17 protein-coding genes are annotated in these 26,036 nt (G+C 72.2%); 4 read left to right on the top strand and 13 right to left on the bottom strand.

What is annotated here, in order from left to right; all coding sequences use genetic code 11:
• Window positions 1–3 precede the first annotated feature (3 nt).
• The 11 genes from IEJ02_RS37735 to IEJ02_RS37685 form a co-directional block, all read right to left on the bottom strand.
• Complete coding sequence (locus IEJ02_RS37735; protein WP_191068917.1) at window positions 4–1,401, bottom strand: PP2C family protein-serine/threonine phosphatase; 1,398 nt, start codon at window positions 1,399–1,401, stop codon at window positions 4–6.
• A 3-nt stretch (window positions 1,402–1,404) separates the two neighbouring features.
• The gene (locus IEJ02_RS37730; protein WP_191068916.1) at window positions 1,405–3,981 is read right to left on the bottom strand and encodes a serine/threonine-protein kinase; all 2,577 of its coding nucleotides are present in this window, start codon (window positions 3,979–3,981) and stop codon (window positions 1,405–1,407) included.
• Window positions 3,978–5,303 carry a coiled-coil domain-containing protein gene (locus IEJ02_RS37725; protein WP_137977985.1) on the bottom strand — a complete coding sequence of 442 codons (1,326 nt, stop codon included), beginning with the start codon at window positions 5,301–5,303 and terminating at the stop codon, window positions 3,978–3,980. Before IEJ02_RS37725 ends, IEJ02_RS37730 begins: the two co-directional genes overlap by 4 nt.
• A gap of 173 nt (window positions 5,304–5,476) precedes the next feature.
• The gene (locus IEJ02_RS37720; protein ID WP_191068915.1) at window positions 5,477–6,517 is read right to left on the bottom strand and encodes a glutamate ABC transporter substrate-binding protein; all 1,041 of its coding nucleotides are present in this window, start codon (window positions 6,515–6,517) and stop codon (window positions 5,477–5,479) included.
• Window positions 6,514–7,923, bottom strand: coding sequence for a GlnX family signal transduction membrane protein (locus IEJ02_RS37715; RefSeq protein WP_191068914.1), 1,410 nt, complete (start codon window positions 7,921–7,923; stop codon window positions 6,514–6,516). Before IEJ02_RS37715 ends, IEJ02_RS37720 begins: the two co-directional genes overlap by 4 nt.
• 133 nt (window positions 7,924–8,056) lie before the next feature.
• Window positions 8,057–9,067 (bottom strand): N-acetylglucosamine kinase, encoded by a 1,011-nt coding sequence (locus IEJ02_RS37710; protein WP_191068953.1) that lies wholly within the window; start codon window positions 9,065–9,067, stop codon window positions 8,057–8,059.
• A 77-nt stretch (window positions 9,068–9,144) separates the two neighbouring features.
• Window positions 9,145–10,407, bottom strand: a complete 1,263-nt coding sequence (locus tag IEJ02_RS37705; protein WP_191068913.1) for a 6-phospho-beta-glucosidase — start codon at window positions 10,405–10,407, stop codon at window positions 9,145–9,147.
• On the bottom strand, window positions 10,404–11,309 hold the full coding sequence (locus tag IEJ02_RS37700; protein WP_137977981.1) for a carbohydrate ABC transporter permease: 906 nt from the start codon (window positions 11,307–11,309) through the stop codon (window positions 10,404–10,406). The genes IEJ02_RS37705 and IEJ02_RS37700 overlap by 4 nt, the downstream gene beginning before the upstream one ends.
• A gap of 27 nt (window positions 11,310–11,336) precedes the next feature.
• Window positions 11,337–12,290 (bottom strand): carbohydrate ABC transporter permease, encoded by a 954-nt coding sequence (locus tag IEJ02_RS37695; RefSeq protein WP_191068912.1) that lies wholly within the window; start codon window positions 12,288–12,290, stop codon window positions 11,337–11,339.
• An 11-nt stretch (window positions 12,291–12,301) separates the two neighbouring features.
• On the bottom strand, window positions 12,302–13,630 hold the full coding sequence (locus tag IEJ02_RS37690) for an ABC transporter substrate-binding protein (protein ID WP_191068911.1): 1,329 nt from the start codon (window positions 13,628–13,630) through the stop codon (window positions 12,302–12,304).
• A 202-nt stretch (window positions 13,631–13,832) separates the two neighbouring features.
• Window positions 13,833–15,068 (bottom strand): ROK family transcriptional regulator, encoded by a 1,236-nt coding sequence (locus IEJ02_RS37685; protein ID WP_191068910.1) that lies wholly within the window; start codon window positions 15,066–15,068, stop codon window positions 13,833–13,835.
• Between the two features lie 361 nt (window positions 15,069–15,429).
• On the opposite strand from IEJ02_RS37685, the gene IEJ02_RS37680 reads away from it, so the two are divergent.
• Window positions 15,430–17,355: a S53 family peptidase gene (locus IEJ02_RS37680; RefSeq protein WP_370467184.1), complete on the top strand. Its 1,926-nt coding sequence runs from the start codon at window positions 15,430–15,432 to the stop codon at window positions 17,353–17,355.
• 138 nt (window positions 17,356–17,493) lie between these two features.
• Here the strand turns inward: IEJ02_RS37680 and IEJ02_RS37675 are convergent, their stop codons facing one another.
• Entirely contained in the window at window positions 17,494–18,594 is a 1,101-nt protein-coding gene (locus IEJ02_RS37675; RefSeq protein ID WP_191068909.1) for a mechanosensitive ion channel family protein, read from the bottom strand.
• A 452-nt stretch (window positions 18,595–19,046) separates the two neighbouring features.
• Between IEJ02_RS37675 and IEJ02_RS37670 the strand changes: the two genes are divergently transcribed.
• Window positions 19,047–19,583 (top strand): HNH endonuclease, encoded by a 537-nt coding sequence (locus IEJ02_RS37670; protein ID WP_137977977.1) that lies wholly within the window; start codon window positions 19,047–19,049, stop codon window positions 19,581–19,583.
• 349 nt (window positions 19,584–19,932) lie between these two features.
• Here the strand turns inward: IEJ02_RS37670 and IEJ02_RS37665 are convergent, their stop codons facing one another.
• Window positions 19,933–22,920 carry a glycoside hydrolase family 84 protein gene (locus IEJ02_RS37665; RefSeq protein ID WP_191068951.1) on the bottom strand — a complete coding sequence of 996 codons (2,988 nt, stop codon included), beginning with the start codon at window positions 22,918–22,920 and terminating at the stop codon, window positions 19,933–19,935.
• A gap of 413 nt (window positions 22,921–23,333) precedes the next feature.
• On the opposite strand from IEJ02_RS37665, the gene IEJ02_RS37660 reads away from it, so the two are divergent.
• On the top strand, window positions 23,334–23,624 hold the full coding sequence (locus IEJ02_RS37660; protein WP_137977975.1) for a hypothetical protein: 291 nt from the start codon (window positions 23,334–23,336) through the stop codon (window positions 23,622–23,624).
• On the top strand, window positions 23,624–25,945 hold the full coding sequence (malQ, locus tag IEJ02_RS37655) for a 4-alpha-glucanotransferase (protein ID WP_191068908.1): 2,322 nt from the start codon (window positions 23,624–23,626) through the stop codon (window positions 25,943–25,945). Before IEJ02_RS37660 ends, malQ begins: the two co-directional genes overlap by 1 nt.
• Window positions 25,946–26,036: the final 91 nt, after the last annotated feature.

Genomic DNA, 26,036 nt, shown 5'->3' with positions numbered 1-26,036 from the left:
CCGTCAGGCGGATCCTGCCCGGCCCGGGGCAGCGGGGAACGGCACGACCGCCACTGTTACGTTGTCGTGGCCCCCGCCGTCCAGGGCGTGGCCGACCAGGACCTGCGCGCTGTTCAGCGGCCGGGAACGGGCGTCCGGCGGCACCGCGCGGGCCATCTGCTCCGCCGATTCGGCGTAGTTCCACAGCCCGTCGGTGCACACCACCACGACGCCCGGCCGGTCCGGCTTGTACGAGGCGGTGTGGGGCTCCAGCTCATAGGCGTCCGCCCCGAGCCAGCCGGTGATGGCGTGGGCGCGCTCGTCCGCGTACGCCTGCGCCTCCGACATCAGCCCCGCGGCCACCATCTGGGCCGCCCAGGAGTCGTCCTCGGTGAGCCGCGCGGGCGGGGCGTTACGGTCGTCGGGGACCCAGTAGGCGCGGCTGTCCCCGACCCAGCCGACGGTGAGGATGTCGCTGGTGACGACGGCGCTGACGATGGTGCACGCCGGTGCGTTCTGATGGCGCTGCCCCTCGTGGTGGGGGGCGGCCGCGCCGGTGTCCAGGGCCAGGGAGTTGACCGCGTCGGCGGCGGCGATGATCGCCTCGTTCATGGCCTGCTGGGGGTGGGCGCCATGCGGCAGCGAGGCCCGCAGCGCCTGACTCGCCGCATGGGCCGCGGCGGCCGAGGCGTCGTCGGGGCGGGTGGCCGAGGAGACCCCGTCGCACACCACGGCGACCATGGCCGGTGAGCCGTCGGGCAGCGCGGCGGTGGACACCGAGAACGCGTCCTCGTTGCGGTGGTGGCGCAGCCCGCGGTCGCTGGCCGCCGCGACTCCCTCCAGCTCGCTCTCCATATGGTCGCGTGTCCGTGCCTGGGCGTATCCGCAGCGCTCGCAGTATCCGTCCTGGTCGATGGTGCCCTCCTGGCACGCGGCGCACCGGGGGCGGTGCTCGCCGCCGGGCAGTCGGGGGTCCACACCGGTGCCGGTGCCGGTCCCGCTGCCCGCGCTGCTCGCCGCGCTGGTGTGCGTACTCGCGTTGGTCTCCGGGGGCATACCGGACTCGCCGGGCGCCGCGAGCGCGCCGAGCGCCGCAGCGGCCCGCGGATCGGCCACCTGGCCGTACCCGCCGGGGGCCGGGGCGGCCAGCTCGTAGTCGTCCGGCTCCGGCCCCGGGTGGGTGGACCGCGCCGCCCCGTTCACCCGCGGCGGCACCGGCAGGTCGCCGTGTGCCTCCGGCAGATCGCCGTGTGCCTCCGGCCGGTCGGCGATCGCCTCCGCCGACAGCGCGGCCTCCGCTGCCAGCGCGGCCGCCACCGTCAGATCGGCACCGCACTGATCGCAGTATCTGTCTCCCGCCTGCGGCGGCTCATCACAGGTCGGGCAGGCTGACAGCTGGGGCGGCTGCGGCATCTGCGACATCGATCACACCCACGTCCTGGGGCGGAAACGGTTGGCCCGCTCCACCAGTTCGATCCTCTCCTCGCCTCGCTGCGCGAGTCTGGCGAGTACACGGTACGAGCGCTCCAATCCGAAGCGCAGCCCGCGCTCGTCCAGGCTGCTGCCGAGCAGAGGCGGCCGGTTGTGTCCCGGGGGCGCCCCGCTGCTGCCGGACAGTACCCAATCCAGGGCGGTGCCCAGGACCTCCGTCCGCAGCCGCTCGCGCCGCACCGCGTCCAGACCGAACTCGCCCAGCCGCTCGACCTGGGCCGCCGAGGCCGTCAGATCGCTCAGCAGGGCGTCGTACGGGGCGCGCTGGCGCAGCCGGGCCCGTACGGCGGCGACCCGCGCCGCCGTGTAGTGGATCGAGGACTCCGGCACCGACTCCAGGGCCCGCACCGCGCCCGGACGGTCCCCCGAGCACAGCAGGACCCGGGCGAGGCCGAAGGCGGCGCTCACGAAGCTGGGGTCGGCGGCCCAGACCAGCCGGTAGTACTCCGCCGCGTTGTCCAACTGGCCCAGCACCTCGGCGCAGACGCCGAGTGCCAGCTTGGGCGCGGGCTCGCCGGGGAACGCGTCGTAGACGGCGTCGAAGGAGAGCGCGGCCGTCTCGCGGTCGCCGGTGGCCAGCGCGTGCAGCCCCCGGTACCAGACGATCCGCCAGTCGTCGCTGTACGCGGCCTCCAGACCGGTGAGCGCGACGCCCGCGTCATGCTCCTGGCCCAGCTCCAGCTGGGCGCGCACCCGGCGCAGCCGCAGCTCGACCGAGTCCACGGGCGCGGTCCGCAGCGCGGCGCTCACCTCGGCGGGGTCGGCGGCCAGCAGACCGGCCAGGAATCCGGCGTTGGGGTCGTCGGAGTCCACCAGCGGCACCGGGAGCGCCAGCGCGGTGGCCCGTCCGTCCAGCGTGGCGATGGCGGGCAGCGGCAGGGCCAGCGGGCCCGGCGGGCGCTGCGCGGGGACGGCGGCAGCGGTGGCGCCCCCGCCGGCGGTCCGGGCGCCCAGCAGGGACGGGTCCTTTCCGTCGTCGGCGAACAACTCGGTGTCCACGACGCGTGGTTCCGGTCCGAAGAGCGTGGACAGGGCCGGCCGGGGCCGCCCGGTCTGCAGCGCCACGACCTCCCGCAGCACCCCGGTCAGCTGGTCGGCCATCTCCCGCGCGGAGGCGAAGCGGCGCCCCGGGTCGGGATCGGTGGCGCGCACCAGCAGCCGGTAGAAGGATTCGTAAGTCCGGAAGACCTCGATGTGCTCGGGGTCCGGCAGGCTGTCCACGTAGACGTTGGTATAGCCCTGGAAGTCGAAGGTGAGCACGGCCAGGGTGCGCGCCACCGTGTAGAGGTCGGAGGAGATCGACGGGCCGGACTCGGAGATCTCGGGGGCCTGGTAGCCGACCGTGCCGTAGATGGGGCTGTCGTGGTCGTCCATCCGCCGGACCGCGCCCATGTCGATCAGCTTGAGCTGGTCCTGCTGCTGAATGGCGTTGTCGACCTTGAAGTCGCAGTAGAGCAGATTGCGGCTGTGCAGGTGGCCGAGCGCCTCCAGGGCCTCGATGCCGTAGGCGCACGCCTGCTCCACCGGCAGCGGATCGCGGCGGCCCTCGGTGGTGCGGCGGGCGTTGGCGATGTCCTTCAGGGACTTGCCGCCCACGTACTCCATGACGATGTAGCCGTCGAGGCTGCCGGTGCGCTGGTCGAGGTGCTCGACGAAGTTGTAGATCCGGACGATGTTGGAGTGCTCGATCTCGGCGAGGAAGCGGCGCTCGGAGACGGCGGCCGCCAGCGCCTCCTCGTCGCCCGTGTCCAGCAGGCCCTTGAGGACCACCCAGCGGTCCGACACCGCGCGGTCGATGGCCAGATAGATCCAGCCGAGCCCGCCGTGCGCCAGACAGCCCGCGACCTCGTACTGGCCGTGGACGATGTCACCGGGGTTCAACTTCGGGACGAACGAATACGGATGGCCGCACTTGGTGCAGAACCCCTCCGTACGGCCCGGCCGTTCGCCGCGGGCGCGGCCCACCGGGGCGCCGCAGTCCCCGCGGCTGCAGAACCGCTTGCGCTCGGGGACCTCGGGGTCCGCCAGTACCGCCGTCCGCGGATCGGGCCGCGGCACATCCGGGACGCTGACCAGACCGGCGCCCAGGGCGTTCCGCCCCGAGGAGGCCGAGGTGGCGGAGCGGGAGCTGCGCACCGAGACCGAACGGGACGAGGTCCGCCCGGACATGGAGCGGGACAGCCGCCCGGACACCGAGCGCCGGGACGAGGAGGAGCGCGCCGAACGGGACCGGCCCGAGGTGCCGGACGAGGAATCCCGGCCGGTCGCCGAGGAACCCCCGGTCCGCGCGGACGAGCCCCCGCTCCGCGCCGAGGAACCCCCGCTCCGCGCCGAGGAGCTTCCGCCCGGCCCGGCCTGGCCGGTGATCCCGGTGGGCGGTGAGGCCACCATCCCCTGCGGTGAGACGACCGGGGCCATACCGCAGACATCGCAGTACAGCTCGCCTCCGCCCACGTCCTCGTAGGACCCGCCGCAGTCACGCCGCTGGCAGGCGACGACCGCCGCATTCATTCCGTGCCTCCCTCGATGCCTTGCCCGGCCGGGCCCGTCTGGCGTGGCACCAGGGCCTCGGCCGCCGCCTGCTGGTAGCGCAGCACGGCCTGTTCGGCCGCCCGCAGATCACACGGGGCGCTCCACAGCATCCGGCGGGCCACGTCATACCGCTCCACCAGGAACGGATCCTCCGCCATGCCGTGGCGGGCGACCTTCGCCTTGTACGCGTCGAGACGGCCGCGCAGCTCGGCGCGGACCGCGAGCGGCGCGGTGACCGCGGTCAACGACTCGCGGGCGCGCAGCAGCTCGTCGTCGGCGCGCTGCTCCAGGCTCTCCAGCAGCGGCGAGAGCCGGTGCCACTGCGAGCGCCTGCGGTAGTCGGCGGCGGCGACCAGCTGCTCGTGCAGCGCGGTCGGCGGGCCGCTGACGGCCGGAACCTCCGATGCCGCGATCTTCGCGAGCACCTCACCGCGCGCCTGGCGCGCCTCCGCCAGGGTGCGGTCGGCGCGGGAGAGCACATCCCGCAGCCGCATCAGCCGCCGCTCGGCGTCCTGCCGCACATCCAGGACCGCCTCGATCTCCCGGCGCACATCCTCCAGGGCGCGGGCGGCGCGGTCATAGCGCTCGGTGTCGGGGCTGCCGCCGCCGGGCGCGGAGCTGCCGCTGGCCGGTTTCCAGAACGCCAGCGGGTCGGAGACCACTTCGGCGCGCAGCGCGGTCAGCTCGGCGGTGATCTGCTCCAGATCGTCCCCCGAGGGGTGCTCGCCGGGGCGCACCCCCACGGAGTGGGCGAGCGAGCGGGTGCGGTGCAGCTCGGCGGAGAGCATGTCGATCCGGGCGGGCAGCGCGGACCATACGGCGTCGGCGCTGACGATGACGTCGAGGGCCTCCGCGTACCAGCGGTTCATCCGGTCGACCAGCCGGTCCAGGCCCAACTCCTCGCTGAGCAGCGGGGAACCGCCGAGGGTGGCGCTGCTCGGCAGGGTGATCGCGGTGCCGCACAGCAGCTCGGTGAGCTCGGCCAACTCGTCCTGCGTCGGCCAGCGGTGACGGGAGCGCACCTCACGGGCCCGGGTGAGGGCCTCGGTGTACGCGTCGAAGTAGCTCCACAGGAGAGAGATGGCCTGCTCGGTGGTGGACCAGCGGTCCTTGGTGACGCCCGTGAGCTCGGCGCCCTCGAGAAGCCTTCTGCCCGCGTGGTCCTGGAGGGCGAGCAGCGAGGACTCGATCGCCTCGTGTTCGGCGGCGAGCTTCGCCAGTGCGCGGTCCACCTCCTCCCGGCCCATGACCGGGCCGTCGGGTGTCCCCGCGAAACTGGGGAAGGGTCCCGAGACCCCCATCGATCACCTCTCCATGTCCGTAACCGTGATGTGATCCGTCTGCTGCGTCATCCCTACGCGTGTGAGGCGGGTGCTAATCCTTGCCGGTCCGTGATCCTTGCTCGTACCCGATGTGTCCGGGTTCGTCGTGCTCGTGCGCGCCGGGTCCTCGTGCGCGCTGGTCCTTGGCCGTGCTAGTCCCTGTACATGGGGGCGGGCGGCGTCGGGTTCTCCTGTGCCGTGCTGAAGTCCTTGGCGAGCCACTTCTGGTAGGCCCGCATCCAGGGGCTGCCTGCCCCGCCCTGGCGGTAGTTCTCCAGAACCTTGTTGACCCGGCGTACCAGGTCGTCGTCGTTCTTGTTCATCGCCACGCCGTAGAACTCATCGGTGAATCGCGAGCCGACCAGCTTGACGGAGGGGTCCTGGGCCGCCTGCCCGGCCGCCAGCGCATTGTCGGTGATCACCGCGTCCACCTGGCCGAGCTGCAGTCTGACCAGGCAGTCCAGCTGGTTGGGCACGGGCTTCACCTTGATCGCGCCCAGATGCTCGGCCCCGGTGTCCGGCTTGTCCAGCTCGGCCTCGGCGGTGGAACCCTGTGCGGTGCACACCTTCTTGCCGCGCAGGGTCTTGTTGTAGCCGGTGATGGACGAGTCGTCGGGGACCAGCACCTGCTGCCCGGCCTGGAAGTACGCGGTGGAGAACGCCACGTCCTTGATCCGGTCGCAGTTGATGGTCATGGTGCGCACCACGACGTCGACCTTGCCCTGCTGGAGGGCCTTGATCCGCTGACTGGTGGGTATGGTGCGGAAGATGACCGCGTCCGGATCGCCGAAGATGTCCTCGGCGATGGCGTGCACCAGGTCGATATCGAAGCCGGTGAGGTCGCCGGTGGCCGGATCGCGGTATCCCCAGCGGTAGCTGTTCTGGTCCACGCCGGCGATCAGCTTGTTGAGCTTGTGCCCGTTGACCTCACGGTTCTTGATCCGCTTGATGGCCGGGCCGCTCGCGCTGGACGGGCGCAGGCTCGCCTCGGGATCGCGGCAGCTGTCCGCCGCCGCGGCCTCGGCGCCGGTCCGCACCGTATGCGGCTGCCGTGCACCGCCCTTGCCATCGCCGTCCCCGCCGTCGTCCACCATCGCCGGGACCGCGATGGCCGTGGCCACGCCCAGGGCGCATACCGTCACCGCGGCGGCCGATCGCAGCGATCGCATGCTTCCGCCCCCCATCGTCCTCATCGGTACTCCGACAGTCTGCGGCCTATGCCCAGCACCGCTCCTGCGGCTCCCAGCACGGCCAGCACCCCGGCGCCCAGCGCCATGGCGGTGAACGCGCCGCGTCCGTCGTCGGCGGCCTGCTGGAACTCCCGCTGCTCGTGGTCGAGGGCCTTGGCCAGCTGGCTGTCCACCGCGTCGAAGGACTCGCCGGTGCTGTCCTTGGCGCCTATGACCTTCGCCAGCGCCTTCCTGTAGTCGCCCGCGTCGTCGGCGGTGCGGGCGGCCTTGTGCCGCACCTGCCACTCGCGGATCCGGTCGCCGGCCTTCTCCACCGGCTCACGGCCCTCGTCGTCGTCCGCGAGGGCGCGCGCCTTGTCCAGCAGGCTGCCGTCCGAGGGACGGCCGCCGGACGCCTTGCCCACGAGCGCGGACATCCGGGAGACATAGCTGACGTCGTAGGCGTCCTTGCCCTTGTTGGCACCGTCCTCGTCGACGACGACCGCGCCGCGCGCCACCAGGGTCAGGTTCTCGTCGGCGCGGGCCCGCAGGGAGTCGATCCGCGCCTCGTTGAGCACCTGGAGGGACTTCGCCCCGTGGTCGTTGGAGTCGCTGAGCTGGGTGCTGGCGACCGCGTGGCCGACCACCAGCCACAGCATCACCACCGTGGAGGCGGCCGTGGCGGTGAGCAGACCGCGGTTGAGCACCCGGTTGGTCCGGTGGAACTCACGGCGCTGGGCCCAGCCCAGCGCGCCCAGGGCGACCAGGCCGGTGGCGATCGCCACCCACGGCCATGCCTCGGCGTCCTCGTAGTCCTCCCCGAGCCGGGCGGTCTCCGCCTGGTAGAGCCTGCCCGCGGCGGGCAGCAGCTTGTCGCGCATGGTGTCGTTGGCATAGCGCAGATACGCGCCGCCCAGCGGCAGTCCCTGGCGGTTGTTGGCGCGCGCGGAGTCGATCAGTCCGGTGTAGACCGGCAGCAGCTGATTGATCTTCCGTATCTCGTCGCGGGCGGAGGACGAGCCCTCCGTATTGGCCGCGGCCCGCACCAGCAGCTTGGACGCGGTGTCGATGTCCCGCACGAACCGCTGCCGGACCTGGGGAGGCTCCTGGCCGCCCGCCAGGAAGCCACCGGTGGCGGTGGTGTCCGCGTCGGCGAGCGAGCGGTAGATCTGCGCCGCGTCGGCGCTCAGCGGCTGGCTGCGCTCGGCCACGGCGTCCGCCGCGGTCTGCCGGTCGGAGACCTGCCAGGCCGTGACGGCGCCGAACGCGACCACCAGCGCGGCCAGCACCGCTCCGATGACGCGCAGCCGGCCGGGCTCGGTCGTCGCCGCCGCCCGCGCCCGGTCGAGCCCCTCGGCCCACGCGGTCCGCGGCGGGGCCGCGGGCGCGGGCGGCGGTGCGGCTCTGCCGGTGGTCGGCGGGTATGACACAAGACCTCCCCCTTGGCCCGGATTCCTGGTTGGTGTCGCGGTCGGTGTCGCAGCAGTATGGACCGCGGCGCCAGGAGAGGTCACCGGTCGAGCCTGGATCTTGTTCGGATCGCGATCTTCCCTCCCCTTTTCATTACGCTTCGGAAGGACTTTCGGTTCCACTTTCCGTGCCATCGGCCGGGGCGTAGTGCGCGCGCAGCCGGGCGTACGCCGATTCCGGCGCGCCGGTGCGGTCCAGGCCCAGCAGCGCGGCGCCGAGCACCGGCGGCGCGGTGACCACCCGCGGCTCGGCCTTCGGGGCGCGCTCCGCGAGCAGTTCGCGGATCCGGTCGTCCAGCAGCGGATGGCGGGCCGCGAGCACCCCGCCGCCCAGCACCACCGGGGTCTCCTCGCCCAGCAGGTCGAGCCGGCCGAGGGCGACCACCGCCATGGTCACCACTTCCTCCGCCTGGCGCTCGACGATCGCCCGCGCGATCCCGTCGCCGGCCCCGGCCACCGCGAACAGCACCGGCGTCAGCTCATGCCGCCGCCCCGGCTCCAGACGGCCCAGATGCAGCGCCTCGATCAGCTCGTACATGGTGGTCAGGCCGAAGTGCGCGGGCAGGGCGCGGGCCAGCTCGGTCGGCTCGCCGCGGCCGTCCTCCGCGCGCGCCCCCCACCACAGCGCCTCCTCCGACAGATAGCCCCCGCCGCCCCAGTCGCCGGAGATCCGGCCGATCGCGGGGAAGCGGGCCACCCGGCCGCCGTGACCGATCCCGGCGCAGTTGATGCCGGCGCCGCAGACCACGGAGACGCCGGTCGGCTCGCCGTCGTCCCCGACCCCGGCCCGCAGCAGGGCGAAGGTGTCATTGGCGACCGTGACGGTGGCGCCCCAGCCGCGCTCGGCCAGGACGCCCGTCAACTCCTCCTCCTCGCTGGGCAGATCGACGTTGGCCAGACACGCCGAGACATGCCCCGCGCCCGCCGCCCCGGACCGGCCCGCCTGCCGCGCCACCTCCTCCACCAGGGGCGCGAGCGAGCCGACGGCGCGCTCGGCGCCCACGACGGGCGGCCGGAAGCCGCCGCCGCGGGCCGCGCCGAGGACGGAGCCGTCCGGGCCGATGAGTGCCACGTCCGTCTTGCTGTTGCCCGCGTCGATCGCCAGGACCGACCCGTCCGGCGGGGCAGCGGACGAGGGGGAAGCGGACGAAGGGGAAGGAGAGGGGGTCGATACGGACTGGGTCAGGCCCACGCCAGATGCTCCCGGTTGTGCGCGATGAGGTCGTCGGTCAGCTTCTCGGCGTATTCGATCTGGCCGATGAGGGGGTGGGAGAGCAGCGCCTGGAAGACCCGCTCCCGGCCGCCCTTCAACGCCGCCTCCAGCGCCAGGCGTTCGTACGCGGTGACATTCGCGACCAGACCGGCGAACAGGGGCTCGAGGGGGCGCACGGGCAGTGGCTTCGCGCCCTGTGCGTTGACGGCCGCCGGGACCTCGATCACCGCGTCGTCCGGCAGGAAGGGCAGCGTGCCCTCGTTGAACGTATTGACGATCCGCACCTCGCCGGTGTCGCCCAGCAGGGACGAGGTCAGATCGACCGCCGCCTCCGAATAGAACGCCCCGCCGCGCTTGCCGAGCAGCTCGGGCTTCTCGTCCAGCGCCGGATCGCCGTACATCTCCAGCAGCTCCCGCTCGATCGCCGCGACCTCCGCCGCCCGGGACGGCTTGCTGCGCAGCTCCCGCACCACCGCGTCGTGCTGGTAGTAGTAGCGCAGATAGTAGGAGGGGACGACGCCGAGCCGGCTCACCAGCGTGCGCGGCATCCGCAGGTCCTCGGCGATCGCCTCGCCGTGCTCCGCGAGCAGCTTGGGCAGCACGTCCTCACCGTCGGTGCCGCCGACGCGCACCGCGCGCTCCCAGGTGAGGTGGTTGAGGCCGACGTGCTCCAGCGTCACCTCGCCGGGGTCCACGCCCAGCAGCTTGGCGAACTTCCGCTGGAAGCCGATGGCCACATTGCACAGGCCGACCGCCCGGTGCCCGGCCGTGAGCAGCGCCCGGGTCACGATCCCGACCGGGTTGGTGAAGTCCACGATCCAGGCGTCGGGGTTGCGGCGGCGCACCCGCTCGGCGATGTCCAGCACCACCGGAACGGTGCGCAGCGCCTTGGCCAGCCCGCCCGCGCCGGTGGTCTCCTGCCCGACGCAGCCGCACTCCAACGGCCAGGTCTCGTCCTGGTTCCGCGCGGCCTGGCCGCCGACGCGCAGCTGGAGCAGGACCGCGTCCGCGCCGTCCACGCCCGCGTCCAGGTCGTCGGTCCAGGAGATGGTGCCCGGGTGGCCCTGCTTGGCGAAGATCCTTCGTGCCAGCCCGCCGACCAGCTCCAGCCGGTCGGCCGCCGGGTCGACCAGGACAAGTTCCTCCAGCGGGAGAACGTCCCGCAACCGGGCGAATCCGTCGATGAGTTCGGGGGTGTAGGTGGACCCACCCCCCACGACTGCGAGCTTCAACCCTTGACTCCTGTCAGTGTGACGCCTTCGACGAAGGCTTTCTGAGCGAAGAAGAAGACGATGATGACGGGGGCCATGACGAGCAGGGTCGCGGCCATCGTCAGATTCCAGTTGACGCTGTGCGCGCTCTTGAAGCTCTCCAGGCCATAACTGAGCGTCCAGGCGCCCGGATTCTGCGAGGCGTAGATCTGCGGGCCGAAGTAGTCGTTCCAGCAGTAGAAGAACTGGAACAGCGCGACGGCCGCGATCCCCGGTTTGGCCATCGGGATCACGATGCGCAGCAGCGTGCCGAATTCCCCGCTGCCGTCCACCTTCGCCGACTCCAGGTACTCCCGGGGAATCGTCAGCAGGAACTGGCGCAGCAGGAAGATGGAGTACGCGTCGCCGAAAGCCATCGGGATGATCAGCGGCCACAGCGAACCCGACAGATGCAGCTGCTGGGCCCAGACCAGATACATCGGTATCACGATCACCTGCGGCGGCAGCATCATCGTGGAGATGACCAGCATCATGGCGGTGCGGCGGCCGCGGAAGCGGAATTTGGCGAGGGCGTAGGCCACCGGAATGGAGGAACAGACGGTGAAGAGGGTGCCGAGCCCGGCGTACATCAGCGAATTGCGCCACCAGTCCAGGAAGCCCGGGGTGTTGAAGACATCGACGTAATTCGACCAGTTCCATTCGGTGGGCCACAGGTCGCCGCTCAGCGCCTGGTCGTCGCTCATCACCGAGGTCAGGAAGACGAAGACGAACGGCAGGATGAAGAAGAGCGCGGCGGCGATGGCGACCGTGTGCACGGCGATCCAGTGCAGCGCGGCGCGGCGGCGGGCGGCGGGGGCGGGGGAGCGGCCGGCGGCGGGGCGTGCCGGCGCGGACGGCGCCGAGAGGGTGGTGGTGGCGGTCATGAGGGATCGTTCCTCTCAGTCCTCGGCTCAGTCATCGGCCGACAGCAGTCCGGTACGCCTGCGCATCAGCAGCGTCGTCACGGCCATCGCGATCGCGAACAGCACGAGCGAGAGCACGCAGGCGGCCCCGGTGTTGAAGTTCTGGAAGCCGAGCGAGTAGACGAGCTGCGGCACGGTGAGCGTGGAATGGTCGGGGTAGCCGGGCTGGATGACCGTTCCGGGCCCGACGCTGACCCCGGAGGCGAGCTTTCCGGCGACCAGCGCCTGGGTGTAGTACTGCATGGTCTGGACGACGCCCGTCACGACCGCGAACATCACGATCGGCGTGATCGACGGCCAGGTCACATAGCGGAACTTGTGGAACGCCCCGGCGCCGTCCAGTTCGGCGGCCTCGTACTGCTCCTTGGGGACGTCCAGCAGGGCCGCCATGAAGATGACCATGAGATCCCCGATGCCCCACAGGGAGAGCAGGACGAGGGACGGCTTGGCCCAGGCCGGGTCGTTGAACCAGTTCGGGGCGTGGATCCCGATGCTGCCGAGGATGTCGTTCACCGGGCCGGTACCGGGATTCAGCAGAAAGACGAAGGCGACGGTGGCCGCCACCGGAGGGGCGAGATACGGCAGGTAGAAGGCGGTGCGGAAGAATCCCACCCCGGACTTCACCTTGGTGGCCAGCAGTCCGATGCCCAGGCCGAAGACGACCCGCAGCGCCACCATGACCACGACCAGCCAGAGCGTGTTCCACAGGGCCGGTCCGAACAGCGGCATCTGCTCCAGCACATAACGCCAGTTGCGCAGTCCCACGAAGGTCGGGGCTTTGATCTGGTTGTAGTGCATGAAGGAGAAGTAGACGGTGGCGATCAGCGGATAGCCGAAGAAGACGGTGAAGCCGACCAGCCAGGGGGAGAGAAAACCGAGGGTGCGCAGCCGCTCGCGCCGCGCTTTACGGCGCAGGGCGGGGGCGTTCGTCAAGGTGGCCATGTCGCGCTCCGTCAGTTCTGTGCCTGGAGATTGTCGGCGTCTATCTCGTCATCGAGTTTTCGTAGCCCCGCGTCCAGATCGTGCACCTTGCCCGCCTCGACGCCGTAGGAGAAGTCCTGAAGCGAGGTGACGTACTGACCGCCGTTGATCGAGGGCGGCAGGGCGGTGCTGTAGCGGTTCTGCGCGATATCGAGGAAGGCCCGGAAGGTGGGATCCGAGTCCAGCTTCGGGGAGGTGAGCGCCGCCTTGGTGGACGGCACATTGTGAATGGCGTTGGCGAAGGCGACCACCTGATCGGTGTTGGCGGTCAGGAACTTCACCAGCTCCCACGCGGCGTTCTGGTGGGTGCTGCTGTGCGCGATGCCGACCACCGTGCCGGTGAGATAGCCCCGGCCATAGGTCTCGGGCCGGTCGTCGGGCACCGGCAGCGGGGCGGTGCCCCACTTGAACTTCGCGCCCTTCATGAAGAGCCCGCGCCATTCGCCGTCCATGTGCATCGCGAGCTTTCCGGTGAGAAAGGCGTTCTGGGACGACATCTCATCGCCGAAGGAAGTGCGGAACGTCTCCAGCGGGCCATAGCCGCCCTGGCTCCGGACCAGCTCCCTGGTGGTGGCGTAGAACTCCTTGACCGCCTTCCCCTTCGCCAGCCGCGCCTTGCCGTCCTTGTCGAAGTACGTGGGGCCCCATTGGGCGAGGAACCGGTCCGGGCTGTTCTGGTAGAGCCGGAAATTGGGCATGAAGCCGACTCGCTCATAGCCGCCGCCCTTGGTGCGTTTGGTCAGCTTGACCGCGTCGCGCCGCAGCTCCGACATGGTGCGGGGCGGCCGCTTGATGCCCGCCTCGGCGAAGGCGTCCTTGTTGTAGTACATGCCGTACGCGTCGGCGAGTAGCGGGAGGGCGCACTGGTCGCCCTGGTAGCTCGTGTAGTCCAGCAGCGTTTTCGGGAAGACCTTGGCCTTGTCAAGACCGGTCTTCTTCATGAACGGATCGAGGTCCACCCACATCCCGGAGGAGCAGTACTGCCCCACATTCTTGGTGGTGAAGGAGGAGACGACATCGGGGGCGTCGCCGCCGCCCGCCCGCAGTGTCTGGTTCACGGTGGCGTCGGTGACATTCCCGGTGGCCTTCACCTTGATATTGGGGTGGAGCTTCTCGAACCGGGCGATGCTGGCATCAATCGCCTTGACCTCGCTGTCCTCCGACCAGCCGTGCCAGAACTTCAGCGTGACGGGTTTGGTCGGATCGTCCTCGGCGCTGCCGGTACTGGGATTGGCGCAGCCCGTGAGGAGCAGGGCGCCGGCGCTCAGCGCTGCGGCGAGAGCGGCCAGTTTTCGTGCCATGGGGAGACTTCCTTTACTGCGGTACAGGGGGACGGCAGGGGAAGCGGCGGTGCGGGGCGCCGGACAACGGACGGATGGGGAGAACGGGCAGGAGGGAGAACGGGCAGGAGGGAGAACGGACAGCGGGGAAGAGGGGACGGAGGAGAAGAGGGGAAAGCGGGGAAGGGGGGACGTACGGGGTGGTGGAGCGGCGCCCGGTGACTCAGGCGTCGAACCGGGCGGTGTCGAAAACGGTCTGACGGGCATCGGCGACCGCCGTCCGCAGCGCGCCGATGAGAATCGGATCCCCCTCGATCTCACTGATCCGCAGCTGCGGCCGGGGCAGCGCGAGACCGGTCATCTCGGCCTCGACCAGCTGCCGCAGCCGCTCCCCGCCGGCCTGCGCGACCTCACCCGAAAGGACGACGAGCTCCGGGTCGACCACGGCGACGACGGAGGCCAGCCCGGTGGCCAGCCGGCGGGCCAGCTCGGTCAGCACCTCGTCGCCCGGGCCGGGGGTGCGCAGCGCGGCGGCGAGCGCCTTGGTGGCCGTGGGCGCGTCGATCCCGTGCTCGCGGGCCAGCTCCACGACGGCGGGCGAGCCGACCAGCTTCTGGAACCCCCCGCCGCCGTCCGGCCGGGCGGCGGCGTCCGGGCCACCCCGGGCCAGCGGGGCGCCCGGCAGCGGCATGTAGCCGATCTCCCCGGCCCCGCCGGTGGCACCCCGCAGCAGGGTGCCGTGGAGCACGATGGCCGCGCCGACCCCCTCGTCGGCCCAGACCAGCGCGAAGTCGTCGAAGTCCTGGGCGGTGCCATGGTGCTGTTCGGCGATGGCGGCGAGGTTGACGTCGTTCTCGATGACGATCGGCGTGTGCAGCACCTCGGCCAGGTCGTCCCGCAGGGTGCGGGACTGCCAGCCGGGCAGATGCGGGGCGTAGCGCAGCGTCCCGGTGCGCGGGTCGAGCGCGCCGGGGGTGCCGATCACGGTGGAGTGCAGGTCGTCCCGGCCGAGCCCGGCGGCGGCCAGCGCCCCGTCCACCGCCTCGGCGACCAGCTCCCCGGTCCGGTTGGTCACGCTCGCGTCGGTCGCCGGGGCCGTCACCCGGTGTTCACCGACCATCTGGCCGGTGATGTCGGCGACGGCGGCGGTGATGCCCTCCTGGTCCACGGCGAGCGCGGCCACATGGGCGGCGGCCGGATCGATCTCGTACAGCTGCGCGTTGGGCCCCGGGCGTCCGGTGACGTTCCCGGTGGTGCGGACCAGGCCGACGGACTCCAGGCGGGTCAGCAGCTGGGAGGCGGTGGGCTTGGACAGCCCGGTCAGCTCCCCGAGCCGGGTCCGGGTGAGCGGTCCGTGGGCGGCCAGCAGCTCCAGCGCGGCGCGGTCGTTCATGGCGCGGAGGACGCGGGGGGTCCCGGGTGTGCCGCCCTGCGTAGTGCTGCCGGGTGATGCGGCCATGGTGGTGCCCCCGTCTCACTCTGTTAAGAAAGTTTCCTATTGATGAATAGCAAGCTAGGGGGCGGACCGGGGCGGCGTCAATGGGTCATGGGCGGGCTTTCCTTGGCGGGTTCTTGGCGAAGAGATGGATCAACCATGTGCCTGGCATGGACAAGTCACCGTAAGAGTGGCCTCCGGTGGGGTGGCTGTGATCGTCAGCTCCACTGTCATGCGACGACTCGAATCGCAAGGGGGCTAGGTGAGATCTGTTTCTTCCCGGGAGCGCACGGCCCGTTCCAGACAACGCACGGCCCGTTCCAGACAACGCACGGCCCGTTCCGGAAAACGCACGGCCCGTTCCGGCAGGCGCACGGCCCTGGGGCTGGCGGCGGCGCTGCCGTTGGTGGCCGGTGCGCTGGCGCTCGGCATACCCACGGCCCAGGCCGACTCCGCACCGCATGGCCGTGACACCCTCAACGGCACCAAGCCCGCCTGGGCGACGGCGCGTTCGGACCGGGGCGCGGCCGATGACGGCAATAAGGTCACCGCGCGCGTCTATCTGGCCGGACGGGACGCCAAGGGGCTGGCCGACTACGCCAAGGCCGTGTCCGACCCCTCCTCGCCGGACTACGGCACATATCTGTCGGCCCGGCAGACCCAGGCACGTTTCGGACCGACACGGCAGCAGAAGGACGCCGTCAGCGCCTGGTTGAAGGGCGCCGGGCTCGCTGTCACCGGCGGCAACCAGCACTATCTGTCGGTCAGCGGCGAAGTCTCCGCCGCCGAGCGGGCGTTCGGCACCCAGCTGCACAACTACACCAAGGACGGCAAGGTCTACCGCGCGCCGTCGAACGCGGCCACCGTGCCCGCCTCGCTCCACGGCGCCGTGCTGACCGTCGTCGGCCTGGACAACGCGCCCAAGCGGGCCAAGCACGACGAGACCCTTCCGCCCCCCGGGCCGGTCTTCAAGAACGCCGGGCCGTTCTCCACCTATTACGGCTCCCGGACCGACCGGAGCCTGCCCTCGGCCTACGGCGCCAAGCAGCCGTACGCGATCAAGGGGTACACCGGCAAGCAGCTGCGCGCCGCCTACGGCGCCACGAGCCGCAACACCGGTAAGGGCGTCACCGTGGCCATCACCGACGCCTTCGCCTCGCCCACCATCGCTGCGGACGCCGCCCAGTACGCCAAGCGCAACGGCGATGCGGCCTACCGCAGGGGCCAGTTGACGCAGGTGCTGCCGGCCGACTACCGGTACACCGAGGAGTGCGACGCGAGCGGCTGGTACGGCGAGGAGACCCTTGATGTCGAGGCGGTGCACGCGGTGGCCCCCGCGGCCGACATCACTTACGTCGGCGGAGCCTCCTGCACCGACGACGATCTGCTCGACTCGCTCGCCAAGGTCGTCGACAACCGGCTGGCCGACATCGTCTCCAACTCCTGGGGCGATGTGGAGGCCAACGAGACGCCGGACGTGGCCGCCGCCTACGACCAGATCTTCCAGCAGGGCGCGGTCGAGGGCATCGGCTTCTACTTCTCCTCCGGTGACAACGGCGACAACGTGGCGTCCACCGGCACCAAGCAGGTCGACACCCCGGCCAACTCGGCATGGGTGACGGCGGTCGGCGGCACCTCCCTGGCCGTCGGCAAGGGCGAGAAGTACCAGTGGGAGACCGGCTGGGGCACCACCAAGGCCACCCTCTCGGCCGACGGCACCAACTGGGACGCGCTGCCCGGCGCGTACACCTCCGGCGCCGGAGGCGGCACCAGCAAGACCGTCGCCCAGCCCTTCTACCAGCGCGGCGTGGTGCCGGACGCGCTCGCCCTGGCAGGCGGCGGCCCGGCCAGGCAGCGGGTGACCCCGGACATCGCGGCCGTGGCCGACCCCAACACCGGCTTCCTGGTGGGCCAGACGCAGACCTTCCCGGACGGATCGCTCCAGTACGGCGAGTACCGCATCGGCGGTACCTCGCTGGCCGCGCCCGTGATCGCCGGTGTGCAGGCGCTCGCCCAGCAGGCGCGCGGCGGCCAGCCGATCGGCTTCGCCAACCCCGCGCTGTACGACCGGTACGGCACCGCCTCGTACCACGATGTGACCGACCACCCGCTGGGCGCCGGTGTCTCGCTGGGCGTGGTCCGGGTCGACTACGTCAACAGCCACGACGACGCCGACGGGCTGGTGACCTCGCTGCGCAGCCTCGGCCGGGACAGCTCGCTCCACGCGGTCGTGGGCTATGACGACGTGACCGGTGTGGGCACGCCCGCGGCCGGCTACCTCACCTCGTTCGGTGGACACCACCGCCGCTGAGCGGCCGGGGCTGAGCGCCTTACGGTTCGCATGGGGCTCCCGTCCCTCCCTGGGGCGGGAGCCTCGTCATGTTCCGCCGTGGCATGTCCGCCGTGCCGCGTCAGCCGTGCCGCGTCAGCCATGTCGCGCCCGCCGTGGTCACTTCGTCGTGGGCGGCGGCACCGTCGCGGAGGGGGTGGTGGCCGGACCGGCGGCGGGAGCGATCGGGCTGGCCGCCGCCGACTGCGGCGAGTCCGGGTTGGCCAGCGCCGACGGCGCCGCCACGGCGGCGCCCGCATCGACGGCGTCGGTCTGGAGCTCCGGGTCCAGGGGCCGGCCGACGAGCTGGATGCCCGCCTCGTTCAGCGCCTTCTTGATCCGCCAGCGCAGCTCACGCTCGACGCCGAGCGCCTTGCCGGGCATGGTCCGCGCCGACACCCGGACGATCATCGAGTCCAGATAGACGGCGTCGAGACCCAGGACCTCGATCGGCTCCCAGAGCCGCTCGTTCCACGGCTCCTCCTTGGCCATGTCCACACCGACCTGCGTGATCACGGCCCGGACCTGGTCCAGATCCTCCTCGGCCCGGACCTGGACGTCGAGCGCGGCCGTCGCCCAGCCCTGGCTGAGGTTGCCGATCCGCTTGACCTCGCCGTTGCGCACGTACCAGATCTCGCCGTTGTCCCCGCGCAGCTTGGTGACGCGCAGACCGACCTCGATCACCTCGCCGGAGGCCACCCCGGCGTCGACCGTGTCGCCGACCCCGTACTGGTCCTCGAGGATCATGAAGACACCGGAGAGGAAGTCGGTGACCAGATTGCGGGCGCCGAAACCGATCGCCACGCCCGCGACCCCGGCGCTGGCGAGCAGCGGCGCCAGATTGATCTCCAGCGCGGAGAGGATCATCAGCGCCGCGGTGCCCATGATCAGGAACGAGGCCACGGAGCGCAGCACCGAGCCGATCGCCGCGGAGCGCTGGCGCCGTCGCTCCACATTGACCAGCAGCCCGCCGAGCGCGGTGCCGTCGACGGCCTGGGCCGTGCGGTTCATGCGCTCTATCAGCTTGGTGATCGCCCGCCGGACGACGGACCGGAGGACGAAGGCGATGATCAGGATCAGGGCTATGCGCAACCCGATGCCGAGCCAGGTGGACCAGTTCTCCTCCACCCAGCCCGCGGCGTTCGTGGCGCTCTTCTGCGCATCGTCGAGAGTCGTGGGACGAGGCGTCGAGTCAGCGGCCAGAGCAGCGGACCAGAACACAGCAGAAACCCTTCGTATGCGACATGCCCGCACGGATCGCCCGCGCGCAACCTCTCACACAGTAGCCGGGCGCGAGGTGCGCCGTTCCTGTGTTCGAGAGCGCGCGAGCGCGGCCAGGGGGCGCATATGAGCGGGTCCGGAGGCGGCAATTCCACCTTCTGCCCCGGCCGGGGGCCGTGCGGCGGCACCAGCCGGAGCGGGCCGTGATTCTTGCCACTTCGCGGTGTGGTCCCGCTCCCCGCGCACCTCGTGAGCGAGGGCGCCGGAAGGCCGACGGGGCAGTGGTCAAGCGGTCGGTGTCGCCGCCGTGTACGGAGGGTATACGTGCGGTACGCGGAAATGCCTCTCAACCGTTAACCCGGTGATAGTGGCGTTCCGGCCAGGGTTCAGGGGAAACTGGGGGAGATCGTCCCGGCGCGAGCCACGCGCCGCCGGCGTACAAGGAGGCCCCCGTGCCGCATGTCCTGGTCCTCAACGCGTCGTACGAGCCCCTCGGCGTCGTACCGCTCCGCCGCGCGCTCGTACTCGTCCTCAATGACAAAGCCGTCAGTCTCGAGGACTCAGGCGCCCTGATGCACAGCGCGACCCGCGTCATCCCCGCACCCAGCGTCGTCCGGCTGAAGCGCTTTGTGCGGGTGCCCTTTCGCGGCCCCGTCCCGCTCACCCGCCGCGCCCTGTTCGCCCGCGACGGCGGCAGGTGCGCCTATTGCGGTGGCGTCGCAACCAGCGTCGATCACGTCATCCCGCGCAGCCGTGGCGGGCAGCACACCTGGGAGAACGTGGTCGCCGCGTGCCGTCGCTGCAATCACGTCAAGGCGGACCGCCATGTCGCGGAGATCGGCTGGCGGCTGCGCCATCAACCCGCGCCGCCGTCGGGGCTCGCGTGGCGGATCATCGGCACGGGCCATAGGGACCCGCGCTGGCTGCCATACCTCCAGGCATACGGCGCGGAAGACGCCATGGCCCGGATCGACGGCAAATCTGCCTGAGAGACCGGGCCATTACTGTGTCTGCCCGCGGGAGCCCCTGGGTCCTGTCCGGCGGATCTTCACGGGCCCGTGAAGATCCGCCGGACAGGATCCGGTCCTTCTGCGCCGCCTGGTCCTTCCGCACTGCGTCGGGCGCGTCCGGCGGATTGTGACGCCTGCGGCGGGCCACGCGGCGGAGCCGCATATCGATGCTGCCCCCTCCCGGCCCCTCCCCGGTACCTGACGATATGCGGCTCGGCCGCGTGCGGGGTTTCGCCCCAGACCCGGGATCCGGGGCGAAGCCCCTGCCACGCGGCGGAGCCGCATATCGCGGGAAGGGGTGGGGAGGGGAAAGATCCGTCGGACGCCGTTAGTCCTTCCGTACCGCGTAGGCGGCGACCGACCAGAGGGAGTAGCCGAAGCGGGTGGCGCGCTCGACGCCCTGGATGCGGATGAACCGGGTGTCCGGGGCGTCCATGCCGATCGACTCCCGGCCGCCCTTCCCATGGGCCACCGTCGCCGCGTCCCGCCAGGTGCGGCCGTCCTTGGAGACCTGGACGCGGTAGCGGGAGGCGTACGCGTCCTGCCAGGTCAGCTCCAGGCGGCCGATCCGCGCCGGGTGGGCCAGCTCCAGCTGGAGCCAGGCGCCGTCCTCGGCCGGGGAGGACCAGCGGGTGTCCGCCTTGCCGTCGATCGCTGCGGACGCCGGGAAATCGGCGGTCTCATCGCCGGACGAGGTCGCCTTCGTGCCCTCCGCGCGGGCCAGGTCCGGGCCGCCGGTGTGCGGATGCGCCCTTATGGTCAGCATGCGCTCCTCGGACCCGAAGCGGACCGGAAGGGAGTAGCTGCCCGGCTTGGTGCCCTTGGCCACCGATATCTCCAGCCGGGCGGTCGCCGTACCACCGCGCGGAGCCGTCACCCCTGCGGGGGCGCGGACGGTGATGCCGCGCGGCGCCTTCACCGTGAGGTCGCCGTTCACATCGCCGGGGCGATGGGAGACCAACTGGGCCTCGACGACGGCCGCGTCGCCGCCTATCTGCGCGTCCGCCGTCTTGTGGGACAGCGTGAGCCCGGCGTCCGGGGTGTCGCCGAACCAGGGCGTGATCTCGTGCACGGCCGGCGGGGTGGTGCCCTCCGGCCAGCTGAGCCGGATCGCGTCCGCCGACAGGTCCTTGTCCCCCTCCGCCGCCCTGACCTGGGTGAAGCCGCTGCCCGAGAGGGTGCCGATGCGGCGCCAGCCCGCACCGGGCACATGCGCCTCGACGGTGCCCGGTGCGGCGTCCTGGACCCGGGCGGTGAGCGCGGAGACCGAGGAGAGCGGACGGCTGCGGCCGAAGCGCACGGTGACCGGGCGGCCGGGCGAGGACACCTCGGTGGCCGCCTTGCCGTCGGCCGCCGCGCGGTCCTCCTTGCCGGTCCGCAGCCCCAGCTTCGGGGTCCGGTCCACGCCCGACCAGGCGTCCGCCCGGACCAGGGCCTTGGCGAGGAAGGGGTCGAGGACGCCCTTGCCGACCGTGACCCGGCTGTCCCCGATCTTCTCGCGCAGCGCCTCCACCGCGAGCTGGGCCTTCCAGGCCGCCGCCCCGTCGCCGCGCGCCTGGGCGGTGAGCATGTCCACGGCCCGCACCCCCGCGTCGCCGTACCGGCTCAGCTGGTCGAGCCAGGGCCGCACATCGTCACCCAGCGTGCGGGAGAGCCGCTCGGGGGCGTCACGCATCGTCGTGAAGGCCTCGCGCAGCCGGTCGGCCGAGCGCTCCAGCCGCTCCACGTCCGTACCGCCCTGGGCCGTCCAGAACGCGTCGACGAGCGGGCGCAGATACGCGGACTCGTCGCCGCCGAGCACCGAGGAGGCGTCGTTCCCGGCGAGGGCGCGCAGGGCGGCGCGGGTCTTGGCGTCGGGCCCGGCGAGGTCGTCGATGGCCGCCTGCCAGGACTCCTGGGGGCGGTAGCCGCGCGGGTTCCAGGCGAAGTCGGCGGCGGTGAACAGCGGGATCCGGGAGGCGGTCGGCTGCTCCATGGCGTTGGCCAGCAGCGCCGCGGACTGGGTGGCCACCGCGGGGTCGCGGCCGGTGTACGGGCCGAGGAAGATCCGATCCTGCGCCCAGTCGTTGACCGGGTAGTTGTCCATGGTGACCAGGCGGTGGCCGAACGCCGACCGGGCACCGGCCAGCTCACCGCCGGTGATGGTCCTGGGCACCACCCCGACCCCGGTCCAGGCGACCTCCACACGCTGGTCGAGCGCCCCGGCCAGCGCGCGCCGGAAATCCGTGTCGCCGTCCTGGTAGTACTCGGTCGGCATCAGGGACAGCGGGGCCGAGCCGGGGTAGCGCTCGGCCAGGTGGCGGGCGAGGGCATTGGCCACCTTGGCCTGCGCGGTGGCGGCGGCCTCCGGGCCGGAGCCGAACTCGTCGGCGTCGGCGCCGCAGTGCCACTCGCTGTAGCTGACGTCCTGGAACTGCAGCTGGAAGGAGCGCACCCCGAGCGCCCACATGGCGTCGACCTTCCGCAGCAGCGCCCTGAGGTCCTTCGAGGACGAGAAGCACATCTCCTGGCCCGGGGAGACCGCCCAGCCGAGGGTCACATGGTTGGCCCGGGCACGCGTGGCCAGCTCGCGGAACTCCTCGCGCCGCTCGGCGGGGTAGGGGTCGCGCCAGCGCGCCTGCCGGTAGGTGTCGTCGCCGGGCGCGTAGAGGTAGCGGTTCTGCTTGGTGCGGCCCATGAAGTCGAGCTGGGCCAGCCGGTCGCGGTGCGACCACGGGGAGCCGTAGAAGCCCTCCGTCGTCCCCCTTACGGCCGTCGCGGGCCAGTCGCGTACGGTCACCCCGGCGAAGGCGGAGCCCCGGCCCTCCCGCTTCACCAGCAGCTGGCGCAAGGTCTGGACGGCGTGGAAGAGCCCGTCGGGGCCGACGCCGGACAGCGCGACCGTGGGGTGCCCGTCCACCGGGCCCGTGGCCAGGAGATAGCCGCCGGAGGGGAGGTCGCCGCGCTCGGGCGCGCGCAGGGCGCGCAGCGCGTTCGTCGCGCCCTTGCCGCCGACATGCACCACCAGCCCGCGTGCCGGGGCCTTGCCGCCGGGCGTGGCCTCGTTGACGGTGCGCACCCCCGCGTCGTGCAGCAGGCCGCGCAGCGCGTCCAGGGCGTACGGATCGGCGTCGCCGTCGGCTATGAGCGTGGCCTCGTCCCCCAGGGCCACCTCCGACCCCTGCGCCCGCAGCGACTGGGGGCGCGGCCATACGGGTGGTATGCCCTCGCTGCTGTCGCGCTCCGGTGTGGTGGCGCCCGGGGCGCCGTGGTCCACCGGTGCGGCGGTGGCCGCCGGGGCACCGCCGAGCAGCCCTCCGATGACCGCGGCGGCCATGGCCGTCGCGCCCGCTGCCCTGGGCCTCTTCCCCCCGAACTGCACGGGCCTCTCCTCGATCCAGATAGCCGGTCCCCGTAGATGTGGCGCCGATAGGCGTGAGCCCACCACCAGGCCGGTGAGGGTGTCAACGCGAACGACCGAAGTGTCGGCATTGCCGCGTGCGCCGGGCCTCGGGCGCCTGGCGCCCGGCCTCGGGCGGCCCGCGCCGGGCGCGGCACGCCCGGCGCAAGTCTGACGGATGAAGGGCGGTCCTGTTCGTAAACTCTGTGCCCCCGATCCCTTCCCGCCGTGAAATCGCCGCCCAGAGGGGATGTGACCTACAGCACGTCCGGGGGGCGTTTACGTCTGCGTCACTCCGGAGTGGGTAGGGCTCGGGATGACCCACTGCCGACAACCCCACGGAGGTCCGTGTGGCCGCGTCAGCTCAACTCCTGCTTTCCGCCCTGTCCAAACCCGGCCCCGAGGCGTCCAGCGAACCGGATCCCTTCGACGGGGTCTCCGACCCCGACTGCGGACTGTGCGGCCTGGACGGCTTCGGGTCCGGAAGCGCCACCGAGGCGCCCCTCACCAGCGAGCCTCCCCTCTCCGACAACATCCCCCTGACCAGCGAGCCTCCGCTGGCCGCCGAACCTCCCCTGACGAGTGAGCCGACCGCCGTCCTCACCGGCGCGGGCGCGGGCTGCGAGCCGATGGAGTACTGATGGGCAGAGCGCGGCTCGCCGAGCTGCACGGTGTCGCCACCTCCTACGACCCGGCCCCGGGCCGCACCGTCCAGGTGCCCGAGGACACGGTCGTCGCCGTGCTCGCCGCGCTCGGCGTGGACGCCTCGACCCCCCGATCCGTGACCGAAGCGCTGGACCGGCACGAGAGCCGGCGGCGCGAACGGCTGCTGCCCCCCTGTGTGGTGGTGCGCCCCGGCAAGGTGCCCCGCTTGAGCCTGCCCGAGGGCACGGCGCTGCGGGTGCGCCTCGAGGACGGCGCACCGCACGCGCGGGGGCGGGCGGCCGCGGGGGCCTTACGGGCCGATGGCCCCCTGACGAGGGGCGCCCGCGAGGGCGGCGCCTTGGACGGCGTCCTTACGGAGAGCGCTTTTGAGGGCGCTCTTACGGCCGGAGTGCTTGCGGATGGCGTCCCTACGGCCGGAGTTTTTACGGACGGCGTCCTTACGGCCGGAGTGCTTACAGACGGCGTCCTTACGGAGGGCGCCACCGCCGATGGCCTCCTTACCGCGCTCGCCGCGCTGCCGCCCGGCGCCCACACCCTGCTCGCCGGGGCCCCCGACGGCCGCCGCGCCACCGCCCCCCTCATCGTGGCCCCCGACCGGATGCCGTTGCCCCCGGCCCGCAGCCACGGTTTCCTGGTGCAGCTCTACTCACTGCTCTCCGCACGCTCCTGGGGCATGGGCGACCTCGGCGACCTGGCCGATCTGGCCGCCTGGTCCGGGCGGGCGCTCGGTGCCGGCTTCGTTCAGATCAACCCGCTGCACGCCGCCGTGCCCGGCACCCCGGCCGCGCCCACCGACCCCTCTCCGTACCGCCCCTCCTCGCGGCGCTTCCCCGACCCGGTCCATCTGCGCATCGAGGACGTGCCCGAATACGCCCATCTGCGCGGCCGCGCCCGTGAGCGGGCCGATCAGCTGCTGGAGGCCGCCGCCGCCCTCCGTACGGCCGTCCTGCGCGAGGGCGCCCTCATCGACCGGGACGCCGTCTGGGCCCTCAAGCGCGAGGCGCTGGAGCTGGTGCGGACGGTCCCGCTCAGCCCCGGCCGCCGCGCCGCCTACTGCGACTTCCTCGCCGAGCGCGGTCAGGCCCTGGAGGACCACGCCCTGTGGTGCGCGCTCGCCGAGATCCACGGCCCCGAATGGCGCACCTGGCCCGACGGCCTGGCCGATCCGCGCTCGTCGGGCACCGCGCGGGCGCGGGCCGAGCACCTGGACCGCACCGACTTCCACTGCTGGCTGGCCTGGCTCACCGACACCCAGCTGGCCGCCGCCCAGCGCGCCGCGCGCGAGGCGGGCATGGGCATCGGCCTCGTCCACGACCTGGCGGTCGGGGTCCATCCCTCGGGCGCCGACGCCTGGGCGCTCCAGGACGTCTTCGCCTCCGGCATGTCGATCGGCGCGCCCCCGGACGCCTTCAACTCGCGGGGCCAGGACTGGGGCCTGCCACCGTGGCGCCCGGACGCGCTCGCGGCCACCGGCTACGCCCCCTACCGCGATCTGCTGCGCGGCCTCCTACGGCACGCGGGCGCGCTCCGCATCGACCATGTGATGGGCCTCTTCCGGCTGTGGTGGGTGCCGGAGGGGCGGGAGCCGACCGAGGGCTGTTACGTCCGCTACGACGCGGAGGCGATGCTCGGCGCGCTCGCCCTGGAGGCGCACCGGGCCGGGGCGGTCGTCATAGGGGAGGACCTGGGGACGGTCGAGCCCGGTGTACGGGAGGAGCTGGAGCGGCGGGGGGTGCTGGGCACCTCGGTGATGTGGTTCGAGCGGAACTACGACGGGGTGGGCGCGGCCCGGCCGCTGGCGCCGGAGGAGTGGCGGGCGGACTGCCTGGCCACCGTGACGACCCACGATCTGCCGAGCACGGCCGCCCGGCTCACCGGCGACCATGTGGAGCTGCGCCACCGGCTGGGCCTGCTGAGCCGTCCCCTCGCCGAGGAGCGGGCGGCGGACGCGGTCGAGGTCGCCGAGTGGCTGGGGCTGCTGGGGCGGCTCGGGCTGCTGCCGGAGGGGCCGGGCGACGAGGAGGCGGCGGTCAAGGCGGTCCACCGGTTTCTGCTGCGCACCCCGGCGAAGATGGTGGGCGTCTGGCTGCCGGACGCGGTGGGGGACCGCAGGCCGCAGAATCTGCCGGGCACGTGGGATCAGTACCCCAACTGGCGGCTGCCGATCGCCGACGCCGAGGGGCGCCCGATGTCCCTGGAGGAGCTGGTCGCCTCGCCTCGGCTGCGGGCGCTGATGGATGAGGTGGCCCGGCTCGCGCCTCGTGCCTCCGCCCCGGGGGTGCCCGGCGGATCGTGACGCCTGCGGCGGGCCACGCGGCGGGGAGCCGCATATCGATGCTTCCCCCACCCCACCCCTCCCCGAAACTGGGGCTCCGCCCCAGACCCCG

This window comes from Streptomyces sp. 5-10 (genome assembly GCF_014712245.1).
Taxonomy (GTDB): Bacteria; Actinomycetota; Actinomycetes; order Streptomycetales; family Streptomycetaceae; genus Streptomyces; species Streptomyces violaceusniger.
Note: the sequence above shows the minus strand (reverse complement) of the source record. Positions and strands in the feature narration are given on the sequence as shown.

What these genes read in the sequence shown, in the direction of transcription:
- IEJ02_RS37690 (WP_191068911.1), bottom strand. Translation starts at nt 13,630, where the DNA reads ATGGCACGAAAACTGGCCGCTCTCGCCGCAGCGCTGAGCGCCGGCGCC.
- malQ (WP_191068908.1), top strand. Translation starts at nt 23,624, where the DNA reads ATGGGCAGAGCGCGGCTCGCCGAGCTGCACGGTGTCGCCACCTCCTAC.
- IEJ02_RS37730 (WP_191068916.1), bottom strand. Translation starts at nt 3,981, where the DNA reads ATGAATGCGGCGGTCGTCGCCTGCCAGCGGCGTGACTGCGGCGGGTCC.
- IEJ02_RS37720 (WP_191068915.1), bottom strand. Translation starts at nt 6,517, where the DNA reads ATGAGGACGATGGGGGGCGGAAGCATGCGATCGCTGCGATCGGCCGCC.
- IEJ02_RS37685 (WP_191068910.1), bottom strand. Translation starts at nt 15,068, where the DNA reads ATGGCCGCATCACCCGGCAGCACTACGCAGGGCGGCACACCCGGGACC.
- IEJ02_RS37665 (WP_191068951.1), bottom strand. Translation starts at nt 22,920, where the DNA reads ATGGCCGCCGCGGTCATCGGAGGGCTGCTCGGCGGTGCCCCGGCGGCC.
- IEJ02_RS37735 (WP_191068917.1), bottom strand. Translation starts at nt 1,401, where the DNA reads ATGTCGCAGATGCCGCAGCCGCCCCAGCTGTCAGCCTGCCCGACCTGT.
- IEJ02_RS37725 (WP_137977985.1), bottom strand. Translation starts at nt 5,303, where the DNA reads ATGGGGGTCTCGGGACCCTTCCCCAGTTTCGCGGGGACACCCGACGGC.
- IEJ02_RS37700 (WP_137977981.1), bottom strand. Translation starts at nt 11,309, where the DNA reads ATGACCGCCACCACCACCCTCTCGGCGCCGTCCGCGCCGGCACGCCCC.
- IEJ02_RS37695 (WP_191068912.1), bottom strand. Translation starts at nt 12,290, where the DNA reads ATGGCCACCTTGACGAACGCCCCCGCCCTGCGCCGTAAAGCGCGGCGC.